At 64.1% G+C, this 13,090-nt stretch carries 11 protein-coding genes; 8 read left to right on the forward strand and 3 right to left on the reverse strand.

Annotated features, from left to right (window positions below; all coding sequences use genetic code 11):
- Positions 1-125 precede the first annotated feature (125 nt).
- On the forward strand, positions 126-1,787 hold the full coding sequence (locus tag GJV37_RS24400) for a Na+/H+ antiporter (protein ID WP_193453016.1): 1,662 nt from the start codon (positions 126-128) through the stop codon (positions 1,785-1,787).
- Between the two features lie 115 nt (positions 1,788-1,902).
- On the opposite strand, the gene dapC is transcribed toward GJV37_RS24400, so the two are convergent.
- The 3 genes from dapC to map form a co-directional block, all read right to left on the reverse strand.
- A complete protein-coding gene (dapC, locus tag GJV37_RS24405; protein WP_193453017.1) occupies positions 1,903-3,099 on the reverse strand; it encodes a succinyldiaminopimelate transaminase in 1,197 nt (398 codons plus the stop codon).
- 29 nt (positions 3,100-3,128) lie between these two features.
- Positions 3,129-5,828 (reverse strand): [protein-PII] uridylyltransferase, encoded by a 2,700-nt coding sequence (locus GJV37_RS24410; RefSeq protein WP_065084286.1) that lies wholly within the window; start codon positions 5,826-5,828, stop codon positions 3,129-3,131.
- A 146-nt stretch (positions 5,829-5,974) separates the two neighbouring features.
- Positions 5,975-6,757: a type I methionyl aminopeptidase gene (gene map / locus GJV37_RS24415; protein ID WP_024766086.1), complete on the reverse strand. Its 783-nt coding sequence runs from the start codon at positions 6,755-6,757 to the stop codon at positions 5,975-5,977.
- Between the two features lie 318 nt (positions 6,758-7,075).
- Here map and rpsB point away from each other — a divergent pair, with 318 nt between their 5' ends.
- The 7 genes from rpsB to ispC all read left to right on the forward strand — a co-directional run bounded on the left by rpsB (position 7,076) and on the right by ispC (position 13,082).
- On the forward strand, positions 7,076-7,816 hold the full coding sequence (gene rpsB, locus GJV37_RS24420) for a 30S ribosomal protein S2 (RefSeq protein WP_024766085.1): 741 nt from the start codon (positions 7,076-7,078) through the stop codon (positions 7,814-7,816).
- A 125-nt stretch (positions 7,817-7,941) separates the two neighbouring features.
- Positions 7,942-8,811: a translation elongation factor Ts gene (tsf, locus tag GJV37_RS24425; RefSeq protein ID WP_024766084.1), complete on the forward strand. Its 870-nt coding sequence runs from the start codon at positions 7,942-7,944 to the stop codon at positions 8,809-8,811.
- Between the two features lie 206 nt (positions 8,812-9,017).
- Positions 9,018-9,755: a UMP kinase gene (gene pyrH / locus GJV37_RS24430; RefSeq protein WP_017521181.1), complete on the forward strand. Its 738-nt coding sequence runs from the start codon at positions 9,018-9,020 to the stop codon at positions 9,753-9,755.
- Between the two features lies 1 nt (position 9,756).
- Positions 9,757-10,314 carry a ribosome recycling factor gene (gene frr / locus GJV37_RS24435; protein ID WP_024766083.1) on the forward strand — a complete coding sequence of 186 codons (558 nt, stop codon included), beginning with the start codon at positions 9,757-9,759 and terminating at the stop codon, positions 10,312-10,314.
- 16 nt (positions 10,315-10,330) lie between these two features.
- Positions 10,331-11,086: a polyprenyl diphosphate synthase gene (gene uppS / locus GJV37_RS24440; protein WP_037009545.1), complete on the forward strand. Its 756-nt coding sequence runs from the start codon at positions 10,331-10,333 to the stop codon at positions 11,084-11,086.
- Positions 11,080-11,895 carry a phosphatidate cytidylyltransferase gene (locus GJV37_RS24445; protein ID WP_024766081.1) on the forward strand — a complete coding sequence of 272 codons (816 nt, stop codon included), beginning with the start codon at positions 11,080-11,082 and terminating at the stop codon, positions 11,893-11,895. The genes uppS and GJV37_RS24445 overlap by 7 nt, the downstream gene beginning before the upstream one ends.
- Entirely contained in the window at positions 11,892-13,082 is a 1,191-nt protein-coding gene (ispC, locus tag GJV37_RS24450; RefSeq protein WP_065084287.1) for a 1-deoxy-D-xylulose-5-phosphate reductoisomerase, read from the forward strand. Before GJV37_RS24445 ends, ispC begins: the two co-directional genes overlap by 4 nt.
- Positions 13,083-13,090 lie beyond the last annotated feature (8 nt).

Genomic DNA, 13,090 nt, shown 5'->3' on the forward strand with positions numbered 1-13,090 from the left:
CCATTTCCCAGCGCCTTGCGGGACGCCGCCGGGAGGCCGGCGTATTGCAACAGTTTTTTGCCCGAAGCGTGGCTGATCCGCGCCGCGATGGGTGCTTCAATGGATGGCTGTGTTGGAGTTCGACGATGCAAACCGTTTACACCGTGTTGATCCTGTTGCTGGTCGTGGGGGGAACCCGGCTCGCCGCTCAACTGATCCCGCTGCCCCTGCCGCTGATCCAGATCGTTGCCGGCGCCATGCTCGCCTGGCCGAGCCTGGGGCTGCACGTGGCGCTCGATCCCGAGCTGTTCATGTTCCTGTTCATCCCGCCGCTGCTGTTCGCCGATGGCTGGCGCATGCCCAAGGGTGAGTTCTGGAAGATGCGCTGGCCGATCCTCACCCTGGCTTTCGCCCTGGTGCTGTTCACCGTGCTCGGCGGTGGCGTCTTCATCCACCTGCTGATTCCCGAGATACCCTGGGCTGCCGCCTTCGCCCTGGCGGCGGTGCTGTCGCCGACCGATGCGCTGGCGGTCTCGGCCATCGCCCAGGACCGCCTTCCCAGGCGCCTGATGCACGTGTTGCAGGGCGAGGCGTTGATGAACGACGCCTCCGGCCTGGTCGCCTTCAAGTTCGCCATCGCCGCTGCCATGACCGGTACCTTCTCGCTGATCGACGCCAGCCTGAGTTTCCTGCTGGTGGCGGTTGGCGGGCTGGCCTGCGGGGTGTTCATCAGCTGGCTGCTGGGGCGCATTCGCGCCTGGATGATCCGTCGCGGCTGGGATGATCCGGCGACGCACGTGGTGCTGATGCTGCTGTTGCCCTTCGCCTGCTACATGATCGCCGAGGAGCTGGGGGTGTCCGGCATCCTGGCGGCGGTGGCGGCCGGCATGATGCAGAGCTGGGCCGACCTGCTGCCGCGGCAGACCAACACGCGCCTGCTCAACCGCAGCGTCTGGTCGATGCTCGAGTTCGCCTTCAACGGCGTGGTGTTCCTGCTGCTGGGCCTGCAGTTGCCGGACATCCTGAAATCGGTCTCCCACCATGCCGATGACGTGATGTGGCGCTCGTCGCTGCTGCTGTTCTACGTGCTGGCGGTGTTCGCCGTGCTGATCCTGCTGCGTTTCGGCTGGGTCTGGTGTTACTGGAAGGTGTCGGTGCGCTTCGAGCAGTGGTGGGGGATAGAGCTGGGCGGTCGTTCGGGCGAGCCGGTACTGCGGTTGTCGGCAATCTCGGCGCTGGGCGGGGTGCGCGGGGCGGTGACGCTGGCCGGCGTGCTCTCGGTACCGCTGCTGTTGCTCGATGGTTCGGCCTTCCCGCAGCGCGACCTGATCATCTTCATCGCCACCGGGGTGATCCTGGTGTCGCTGATCGCCGCCACCATCGGCCTGCCGATCCTTCTGCGCGGCCTGCCGGCAGCCAGCAATGACCAGCGCGAGCGCGAAGTGCAGTCGGTGTGGCGCAAGACCGCGGTGGCGGCCATCCACATGCTGGAAGGCGAGGAAATGCCGACTCGCGACGGTGCGGATGCCGACGAAGCGGCGCGCCTGGCAGAGGTGAAGGCGCGGCTGATGGCCGAGTATCGCCACGAACTGGACCCGGCGCCGGACTCCCAGGAAGCCCGCGAGCGCGCCCACAGCCTGGAACTGGCCGATCAGGCGCTGCGCATCAAGGCGCTGCGGGCGCAGCGCCTTGAGCTGTACCGCATGCGTCGTGAGCATGAGATCGACGACGAGACCATGCGCGAGGTGCTGGGCGAGCTGGACAGCCAGGAAGCCTGGGTGACCAGCAAGGCGGGGCGCTGGGTGTAGTGGTGCTCTTGTAGGAGCGAGCTTGCTCGCGAACCGCTTGGCTCTGGATCTGCCGGATAGTTCTGTTCGCGAGCAAGGACTGGGCGTGCCCCTCGGTCCTACAGGGTGTGCAACCTCAGAGGCTCTGTACGTACTGCTTGATCCGCTCGGCTGCTTCCACGCACTCAGCCAGCGGAGCCACCAGCGCCATGCGCACGCGGTTGGCGCCGGGGTTCTCGCCGTTCACTTCGCGCGACAGGTAGGAGCCCGGCACCACGGTGACGTGTTGCGCATCGAACAGGCCGCGGCAGAACTCGGTGTCGGCAACCGGTGTTTTCGCCCACAGGTAGAAGCTGCCGTCCGGGCGCTGCACGTCGAGCACGCCGCCGAGGATGTCCAGCACGGCGTCAAACTTCTCGCGGTACAGGTCGCGGTTGGCGCGCACGTGGTCCTCGTCCTTCCAGGCAGCGACGCTGGCCAGTTGGGTCTGAACCGGCATGGCGCAGCCGTGGTAGGTGCGGTACAGGAGGAATTTCTTCAGAACCTCGGCATCGCCGGCGACGAAGCCCGAGCGCAGGCCCGGCAGGTTGGAGCGCTTGGACAGGCTGTGGAATACCACGCAGCGCTTGAAGTCGTTGCGGCCCAGTTCGGCGCAGGCGCTCAGCAGGCCGGCCGGCGGGTTCTGCTCGTCGAAGTACAGCTCGCTGTAGCACTCGTCGGCGGCGATCACAAAGTCGTGCTCGTCGGCCAGGGCGATAAGCTTCTTCAGGGTTTCCAGCGGCACCAGCGCACCGGTGGGGTTGCCCGGCGAGCAGAGGAAGAGGATCTGGCAGCGCGCCCAGATGTCGGCCGGCACGGCGTCGAAGTCCGGGTTGAAGCCGTTGTCTTCCAGGCACGGCAGGTAGTGCGGCTCGGCGCCGGCCAGCAGGGCCGCGCCTTCGTAGATCTGGTAGAACGGGTTCGGGCTGATCACCAGACCCTTGGCGTTGCGGTCGACCACGGTCTGGGTGAAGGCGAACAGCGCTTCGCGGGTGCCGTTCACCGGCAGCACGTGGCGCGCAGCGTCCAGCCAGCCGGCCGGTACCTTGAAGCGGCACTCGCACCAGGCGGCAATGGCTTCGCGCAGGGCGGGGATGCCCAGGGTGGTCGGATAGACGGCCAACTGGTCGAGGCTATCGGCCAGGGCCTTGGCGACGAACTCCGGCGAGCGGTGCTTGGGTTCGCCGATGGACAGCGCGATCGGCTTTAGCTCCGCCGGCGGCTGGGCGCCGGCCAGCAGGGCGCGGAGCTTCTCGAAGGGGTAGGGCTGGAGCAAGTCGAGGGCAGGATTCATGGGCAAGGCTCTTTCTTTCTAAAGTCTGACTAAATGCTGATGCGTACCGGCATGCTCTGCTGGCCGCCGTCGGAAAGGATATCGACCAGGGCGGTCTGGATGCGCTTGCACAGCTCGGGGTCGGAGAGCGGCTGGTTGTGCGCATCGGTGACGAAGAACACGTCTTCCACGCGTTCGCCCAGTGTGGCGATCTTGGCGTTCTGCACCGACAGGTCGAAGTCCAGGAATAGCCCGCCGATCCGCGCGAGCAGGCCGGGGCGGTCCGGTGCTATCACTTCGAGCACGCTGACCTGACGCGCCGCGTCGGTGGAAATGGTCACCTGCGGGTTGAAGGCGAAGTGCTTGAGCTGGCGCGGCACCCGGCGCTGGATGATGGTCGGGTACTCGTCCGGGTCCTTCAGCGCGTTGACCAAACCTTCGCGAATTTCCTCGACTCGGCTGGGATTGTTGCCGATCGATCCGCCATCGGCGTCGAGCACTATGTAGGTGTCGAGGGTGAACAGGCTGGTCGATGTGATGATCCGCGCGTCCTGAATGTTCAGGTTGAGCTGGTCCATCGCGGCCACGGTCACGGCGAAGAAGTCATGCTGGTCGCCGGCATAGATGAAGATCTGCGTGCCACCCTCGAATTCGCGCTGGGCGGTTTCCTTGATCAGCACCAGCGGGGTGCCGTCGTCCGGATGCTGGAGGATGGCTTCGGTGTGCCAGGCCACGTCGGCTGCGCTGTGGCGCAGGAAATAGTCGTCGCCCAGTTGGCTCCAGAGCTGCTCGGCGTCGTCCTGGTCGATACCGCCGCGCACCAGGATGTCGATGGCTGCGCTCTGTGTCTGGCGAATCTGCTCCTCGCGGTCGACCGGGTTCTCCAGGCCGCGTCGCAGGGCGCGCTTGGTCTCGGTGTAGAGCTGGCGCAGCAGGCTGGCGCGCCAGGAGTTCCACAAGGTCGGGTTGGTGGCGTTGATGTCGGCCACGGTGAGTACGTAGAGGTAGTCCAGGTAGGTCTGGTTGCCCATCAGCTGGGCGAAGTCGTAGATCACCTGCGGGTCGGACAGGTCCTTGCGCTGGGCGGTGGTGGACATGATCAGGTGGTTCTGCACCAGCCAGGACACCAGGTTGGTGTCCCACGGCGGCAGCTGGTGGCGCTGGCAGAAGTGCTCGGCGTCCACCGCGCCCAGTTCCGAGTGGTCGCCGCCGCGGCCCTTGGCGATGTCATGGTAGAGGCCGGCGATGTAGATCAGCTCGGGCTTGGGCAGGCGCTCCATGATCTTGCTGGCCAGCGGGTACTTCTCCGCCATGTCCGGGCGGCGCAGCTTGCGCAGGTGCTTGATCAGGTTGAGGGTGTGCGCATCCACCGTATAGATGTGGAACAGGTCGTGCTGCATCTGCCCGACGATCAGGCCGAACTCCGGCAGGTAGCGGCCGAGGATGCCGTAGCGGTTCATCCGCCGCAGGTTGCGGTGGATGCCTTCCTTGCACTTGAACAGCTCGATGAACAGGCTGGTGTTGCGAATGTCGTGGCGGAAGTCGTCGTCGATCAGGTGGCGGCTGTCGCGCAGCAGACGGATCGTATCGGCGCGCACGCCCTTGATCTCGGGGTGCTGGGCGAGCAGCACGAAGATTTCCAGCAGGGCGAACGGGGTGCGCTTGAAAACGTTGGCGTGGGTGACTTCCAGGTAGCCGTCGCGCAGCTGGAAGCGACTGTTGAGCGGCAGGATCTGGCCGTTCTCGCCGGCCCGCAGTATCACTTCCTCGAAGTGCTGCATGATCAGGTCGTTCAGCTCGGACACCGCCATCACCACGCGGTAGTACTTCTGCATGAAGCGCTCGACGGCCAGCTTGGCGTCGTTGCCTTCATAACCGAGCATCCCGGCAATGCGCCGCTGATGGTCGAACAGCAGCCGGTCCTCGGCGCGGCCGGCGAGCATGTGCAGGGCGTAGCGGACCTTCCAGAGGAATTCCTGGCTGGAGGCCAGCACCGCGCACTCGCTCTCGACCAGGAACCCCTCGCGCACCAGGGCGTGCAGGTTGAGGCTGCCGAAATGCCGGCGGGCGACCCAGAGTAGCGTCTGGATGTCGCGCAGGCCGCCGGGCGAGCCCTTCACGTTGGGTTCGAGGTTGTATTCGGTGTCGTTGTATTTGGTGTGGCGGTGAATCTGCTCCTTGCGCTTGGCCAGGTAGAACTGGCCGCTGGGCCACATCTGCTTGGCGCTGGTGGCTTCGAGCATGCGCTGGCGCAGGCTGTCCGGGCCGGAAATGGTCCGGCACTCCATCAGGTTGGTGACCACGGTGAGGTCCGCGCGCGCTTCCTCGGCGCACTCGGCCACCGAGCGTACGCTCTGGCCGACTTCCAGGCCGATGTCCCAGAGCAGGGTGAGGAAGCCTTCGATGGGCTCGCGGAAGATTTCCTGGTCTTCGCTGTCCAGCAGGATCAGCAGGTCGATGTCCGAGTGCGGGTGCAATTCGCCGCGGCCATAGCCGCCCACGGCGACCAGCGCGATGTCGGCGTCGTCGCCCCAGTCGAAGCGATTCCAGGCCTGCTGCAGGATCTGGTCGACGAACCAGGCACGGTCCTCGATCAGCCGGCGGATATCGCGGCCGCCGTTGAAGCGGCTATCCAGCACTTCGTTGGCCTGACGAATGGCCTTCTTGAAGGCGGCGATGGGGCTGGATTTGAGGGCCAGTTCCGCCTGGAACTGCCCACGGTCGAACAACTCGGGATCCACCTGCGGCATGGCGGCCTTCCTGATCAATGGCTTAGGGGAGGGCAGGGGCAAGAGGGCGGTCGGGCCTGGGCGCTTGGCGCCAGGCCCGGCAGCTGTGCCGGGCCGGGATTTCTATGTTCTACCCAGCCGTCGGCGAGATTGCAAACCGCTTCCGGTCAGGCCGGCGTGCGCGGGAAGCTTTCGTCGTTGCGCAGGGTCAGGATCTCGTAGCCGTCGGCGGTGACCAGCACGGTGTGCTCCCACTGCGCGGACAGCTTGCGGTCCTTGGTGATGGCGGTCCAGCCGTCGCCGAGCAGGCGGGTTTCCGCGCGGCCCTGGTTGATCATCGGCTCGATGGTGAAGATCATGCCTTCCTTGAGTTCCAGGCCGGTGCCGGCGCGGCCGTAGTGCAGCACTTGCGGCTCTTCGTGGAACACCTTGCCGATGCCGTGGCCGCAATACTCGCGTACCACGGAGAAGCCGTTCTTCTCGGCGTATTTCTGGATCACTTCGCCGATGTCGCCCAGGCGTGCGCCCGGTTTGACCAGCGCAATGCCCTTGTACAGGCATTCCTGGGTGATCTGGCAGAGGCGGTCAGCCCATTCCGGGGTCTTGCCCACCGAGAACATCTTGCTGGTGTCGCCGTGGTAGCCGTCCTTGATGACGGTGACATCGATGTTGACGATGTCGCCTTCCTTGAGCGGCTTCTCGTTGGGAATGCCGTGGCACACCACGTGGTTGATCGAGGTGCAGATCGACTTGGGGAAGCCCTTGTAGTTCAGCGGCGCGGGAATGGCCTTCTGCACGTTGACGATGTAGTCGTGGCAGAGACGGTCCAGCTCATCGGTGGTGACGCCGGGCTTGACGTGTTCGCCGATCATTTCCAGCACTTCGGCGGCCAGGCGGCCGGCGACGCGCATTTTCTCGATGTCTTCGGGCGTCTTGATGGTGACGGTCATGCGACTTCTCTATCAGGCGCTGCGTACGCGCGGGTAAATAAGAGGAATACGCAAGTCTATCAGATTCGGTGCCTTTCTATTAAGGGCGGGCGGCCGACCGGGCTGTTCGGACGAGGCGGTGGGGAGATGCCGGGCGTCCCTCCGGGTTTTGTTCTGGCCGAGGTTGTGGTATAAAGCGCCCCGCTCCGGAGGCTACGGCCATTCCGGGGCATTAACCCACACATGCATCGACACGATGGCCTGGGTGCCCTGCGACACAGTCGAAGGGTTGGCCGTTGGGATGCATGGAGGCCTAACCCGACTTATCGAGGAACTATCATGTCCCAAGTCAATATGCGCGATATGCTGAAGGCCGGTGTGCACTTCGGCCACCAGACCCGTTACTGGAACCCGAAAATGGGCAAGTTCATTTTCGGCGCGCGCAACAAGATCCACATCATCAACCTCGAAAAAACCCTGCCGATGTTCAACGAGGCCCTGACCTTCGTTGAGCGCCTGGCCCAGGGCAAGAACAAGATCCTGTTCGTCGGCACCAAGCGTTCCGCCGGCAAGATCGTTCGCGAAGAAGCTGCCCGTTGCGGCATGCCGTACGTCGACCATCGTTGGCTGGGCGGCATGCTCACCAACTACAAGACCATCCGTCAGTCGATCAAGCGTCTGCGCGAGCTGGAAGTTCAGTCCCAGGACGGTACTTTCGCCAAGCTGACCAAGAAAGAAGCCCTGATGCGCAGCCGTGATCTGGAAAAACTGGATCGCAGCCTGGGCGGCATCAAGGACATGGGCGGCCTGCCGGACGCTCTGTTCGTGATCGACGTTGACCATGAGCGCATTGCTATCACCGAAGCCAACAAGCTGGGTATCCCGGTCATTGGCGTCGTCGATACCAACAGCAGCCCGGAAGGCGTTGACTATGTTATCCCGGGTAACGACGACGCCATTCGCGCCGTACAGCTGTACCTGGGCTCCATGGCCGAAGCCGTACTGCGTGGCAAGAGCGCCGGTGGCGTGACTGCTGACGAGTTCGTAGAAGAAGCGCCGGCCGAATCCGCCGAAGGCTGATTCCAGGACGTCCAGACGTCCTGCGGTGCGCGGAAAGGGGGCTAGGCCCCCTTTTTGCCACCCTGTAAATTCCGCCCGGGCAGCCGGGCGATCTGGTTTTGAGAGCAACTCAAGAGGATTTCGAAATGGCAGAAATTACTGCAGCACTGGTCAAGGAACTGCGTGAGCGTACCGGCCAGGGCATGATGGAGTGCAAGAAGGCACTGGTAGCCGCCGAAGGCGATATCGAAAAAGCCATCGACGACATGCGTGCTTCCGGCGCCATCAAGGCTGCCAAGAAGGCTGGCAACATCGCCGCCGAAGGCGCCATCGCCGCCAAAGTGGCTGATGATGCCAAGTCCGCTACCATCATCGAAGTCAACTCGCAGACCGACTTCCTGGCCCTGCAGGACGACTTCAAGAACTTCGTGGCTGCCAGCCTGGACAAGGCCGTTGCTCAGAAGCTGACCGACGCTGCTCCGCTGATCGCCGAGCAAGAGTCCGCTCGTGAAGCCCTGGTTGCCAAGTGCGGCGAGAACGTCAACATCCGTCGTCTGGCTCGCGCCGAAGGTGACGTGGTTGGCGCCTACCTGCACGGCCACCGCATCGGCGTTCTGGTCACCCTGAAGGGCGGCAACGCTGAACTGGCTCGCGACATCGCCATGCACATCGCTGCCAGCAACCCGCAGTTCCTGGATCCGTCGCAGGTTTCCGAAGAAGCCGTTGCCAAAGAGAAGGAAATCTTCCTCGCTCTGAACGCCGACAAGATCGCCGGCAAGCCGGAAAACATCGTCGAGAACATGGTCAAGGGCCGTATCTCGAAGTTCCTGGCCGAAGCCAGCCTGGTCGAGCAGGCGTTCGTCAAGGATCCGGAAGTCAAGGTCGGTGACCTGGCCAAGAAAGCCGGCGCTGAAATCGTTTCCTTCGTTCGCTTCGAAGTAGGCGAGGGCATCGAGAAGGTCGAAGCCGACTTTGCTGCCGAGGTTGCTGCTCAAGTAGCCGCTTCCAAGCAGTAATAGACAGTCTCACGACTGTCGCCCCGCAAGAGGCTGCCCGCTAACGCGCGCGGCCTCTTTGCCAAACTGGGGAAGCCAAAAGGGCTGGCTTCCACGGCGCAGGCCCGCCAGGCGGGCTCAAAGGCGCCGTAAGGCTGGCTGGTCCAAGCTTTCCGCAAGGCGCCCGCAAGGCGCACAGCATTCAATCGCCGCAGGAGAAAAAGGTCATGGCTCAGCAGCTGAGCGCTCGTCAACCTCGCTATAAACGCATTCTTCTAAAATTGAGCGGCGAAGCCCTGATGGGCTCGGAGGAGTTCGGCATCGATCCCAAGGTGCTGGACCGCATGGCGCTGGAGATCGGCCAGCTCGTCGGTATCGGCGTGCAGGTCGGCCTGGTGATCGGTGGCGGCAACCTCTTCCGCGGCGCGGCGCTGTCCGCAGCGGGCATGGATCGCGTCACCGGCGACCATATGGGCATGCTCGCCACCGTGATGAACGGCCTGGCCATGCGCGACGCCCTGGAGCGTTCCAATATCACCGCCATCGTCATGTCCGCCATTTCCATGGTCGGCGTGACCGACCACTACGACCGCCGCAAGGCCATGCGCCACCTGAAGAGCGGCGAAGTGGTGATTTTCTCTGCCGGTACCGGCAACCCGTTCTTTACCACTGACTCCGCCGCCTGCCTGCGCGCCATCGAAATAGATGCTGACGTAGTACTCAAGGCGACCAAGGTGGACGGCGTGTACACTGCCGATCCGTTCAAGGACCCGAATGCCGAGAAGTTCGAGCGTCTGACGTACGATGAAGTGCTCGATCGCAAGCTGGGTGTGATGGACCTCACTGCCATCTGCCTGTGCCGGGACCAGAAAATGCCGCTGCGCGTGTTCAACATGAACAAGCCCGGCGCGCTGCTGAATATTGTTGTAGGTGGTGCTGAAGGCACCCTGATCGAGGAGGATTGAGATGATCAACGAGATCAAGAAGGAAGCACAGGATCGTATGGGCAAGACCCTGGAAGCCCTGGGACATGCCTTCGCCAAGATTCGTACCGGCCGTGCGCACCCGAGCATCCTGGATAGCGTGATGGTGTCCTACTACGGTTCCGACACTCCGCTGCGCCAGGTGGCCAACGTCACCGTGGAAGATTCCCGCACCCTGGCCCTCAGCGTCTTTGACAAGACCATGATCCAGGCGGTCGAGAAGGCCATCATGACCTCCGACCTGGGCCTGAATCCGGCCACCGCCGGCACCACCATTCGCGTCCCGATGCCGGCCCTGACCGAGGAGACCCGCAAAGGCTTCACCAAGCAGGCTCGCGCCGAGGCGGAGCAGGCCCGTGTTTCCGTACGCAACATCCGTCGTGATGCGCTGGCACAGCTCAAGGACCTGCAGAAAGAGAAGGAAATCAGCGAGGACGAAGAGCGCCGCGCCGGCGACGACGTGCAGAAGATCACCGACAAGTTCGTCGCCGAGATCGAAAAGGCCCTCGAGGCCAAGGAAGCGGATCTGATGGCCGTCTGACGGCCGGGCTCTCGTCATGGAAAAGACCAAGCAGGTGACGCCCGTGCCCCGGCACGTGGCGATCATCATGGACGGCAACAACCGCTGGGCGAAGAAACGCCTGATGCCTGGCGTGGCCGGGCACAAGGCTGGGGTGGATGCCGTCCGTGCGGTGATCAAGACCTGCGCCGAGGCCGGCGTTGAGGTGTTGACGCTGTTCGCCTTCTCCAGCGAGAACTGGCAGCGCCCGGCCGAAGAGGTCGGTGCGCTGATGGAGCTGTTCCTCATGGCCCTGCGCCGCGAGGTTCGCAAGCTCAGCGCCAATGGCATCCGCCTGCGCATCATCGGCGATCGCAGTCGCTTCGCCCCTGAATTGCAGGCGGCGATGCGCGAAGCCGAGGCGCTGACGGCCAATGGCTCCAGCATGTTGCTGCAGGTGGCGGCCAACTATGGTGGCCAGTGGGACATCACCCAGGCCGCCCAACGCCTCGCTCGCGAAGTGCAGGCGGGTCATCTGGCGCCGGACGATATTTCCCCGGAATTGATCCAGGGTTGCCTGACCACCGGCGACCAGCCGTTGCCCGACCTGTGCATCCGTACGGGTGGCGAGCACCGCATCAGCAACTTCCTTCTCTGGCAGCTGGCTTACGCCGAGCTGTATTTCTCCGATCTCTACTGGCCCGACTTCAAGCACGAAGCCATGCAGGCTGCGTTGCAGGACTTCGCCTCTCGTCAGCGCCGCTTCGGCAAGACCAGTGAGCAGGTCGAGGCCGAGGCACCTCCCTCATGTTGAAACAACGAATCATCACGGCGCTGGTCCTGTTGCCGATCGCGCTGGGTGGTTTCTTCCTGCTCGACGGTGCGGCGTTCTCGCTGTTCATTGGTCTGGTGGTCAGTCTGGGAGCCTGGGAATGGGCGCGCCTGGCGGGTTACAACGAGCAGTCCGCCCGCGTCGGCTATGCCGCGGTGGTTGCCGGGTTGATGCTCGTGCTGGCCTGGCTGCCGCAGCTGGCGGGCGCCGTACTGGTTCTGGCGCTGCTGTGGTGGGCGCTGGCGATCGTGATGGTGCTGACTTACCCGGACAGCGCCTCGAGTTGGGGCGGCCGCTGGCGCCGCCTGCTGATCGGCCTGCTGATCCTGCTGCCGGCCTGGCAGGGCCTGGTGCTGCTCAAGCAGTGGCCGCTGTCCAACTGGCTGATCGTTGCGGTGATGGTGCTGGTCTGGGCCGCCGACATCGGTGCTTACTTCTCCGGCAAGGCCTTCGGCAAGCGCAAGCTCGCTCCGCGCGTCAGCCCGGGGAAGAGCTGGGAAGGTTTCTTCGGTGGCATGGCGCTTTGCCTGGTAATCACCGTCGTCGTCGCCATCTACCGCGATTGGACCGTCCGTGAGCTGCTGCTGGCGCTGCCGTGCGCGGCCATCGTGGTAGCCCTGTCGGTCATCGGCGATCTAACCGAGAGCATGTTCAAGCGCCAGTCAGGCCTCAAGGACAGTAGCAACCTGCTGCCTGGCCATGGCGGCGTGCTGGACCGCATCGACAGCCTGACCGCTGCGATTCCGGTGTTCACCGCGCTGTTGTGGGCCGTGGGCTGGGGTGCTCCGTGAGTCATCCTCTGTGGATTACCGTGCTGGGGGCGACGGGCTCGATCGGTCTCAGCACCCTCGACGTCATCGGACGTCATCCTGATCGTTACCGCGTCTTCGCCCTCAGCGGCTTTTCCCGTCTGGCAGAGCTCGAAGCGCTGTGTGTGTGCCATCGTCCGCGCTTTGTCGTGGTGCCGGAGAAGGAGCAGGCGCAGGCCCTTCAGGATCGCCTGAATTCCGCTGGCTTGCAGGCTCGCGTGCTGGTGGGGGAGGCCGGGCTTTGCGAGGTTTCCGCGCATCCTGAAGTGGATGCGGTGATGGCCGCCATCGTCGGTGCTGCCGGCCTCAAGCCCACTCTGGCCGCCGTCGAGGCGGGCAAGCGGGTATTGCTGGCCAACAAAGAGGCGTTGGTGATGTCCGGCGCCCTGTTCATGGACGCCGTGCGCGCCAGTGGTGCGGTGCTGCTGCCCATCGACAGCGAACACAACGCGATCTTCCAGTGCATGCCGGCGGATTATGCTCGCGGACTGGGACAGGTCGGCGTTCGGCGTATCCTGCTGACCGCCTCGGGTGGGCCCTTCCGCGAGACGCCGCTGAAGCAATTGCTCGAGGTTTCCCCTGAGCAGGCTTGCGCCCACCCCAACTGGTCGATGGGGCGGAAGATTTCCGTCGACTCGGCCAGCATGATGAACAAGGGCCTGGAGCTGATCGAGGCCTGCTGGCTGTTCGACGCTGCGCCATCGAAGGTCGAGGTGGTGATCCATCCGCAGAGCGTGATTCATTCGCTGGTGGACTATGTTGACGGCTCGGTGCTGGCCCAGCTGGGCAACCCGGACATGCGCACCCCCATCGCCCATGCGCTGGCCTGGCCGCAGCGGATCGATTCCGGGGTTTCGCCGCTGGATCTGTTCTCCATTGCTCGCCTGGACTTCAGTGCGCCCGACGAACAGCGTTTTCCCTGTCTGCGCCTGGCGCGTCAGGCTGCTGAGGCTGGCGGCAGTGTGCCGGCGATGCTCAATGCGGCAAACGAAGTGGCCGTTGCCGCTTTCCTCGAGCGGCGCATCCGCTTCACGGATATCCCGGTTATCATCGATGAAGTGCTGAACCGCGAGGTGCGCACGCCGGTCGAATCGCTCGATGCGGTGCTGATGGCTGACCGACGTGCGCGCGGTGCAGCGCAGGCGTGGTTGCAGGAGCGCGGGCATTGAGCCCGAGG

Origin of the sequence: Pseudomonas nitroreducens, assembly GCF_010994165.1 — a bacterium.
Taxonomy (GTDB): Bacteria; Pseudomonadota; Gammaproteobacteria; order Pseudomonadales; family Pseudomonadaceae; genus Pseudomonas; species Pseudomonas nitroreducens.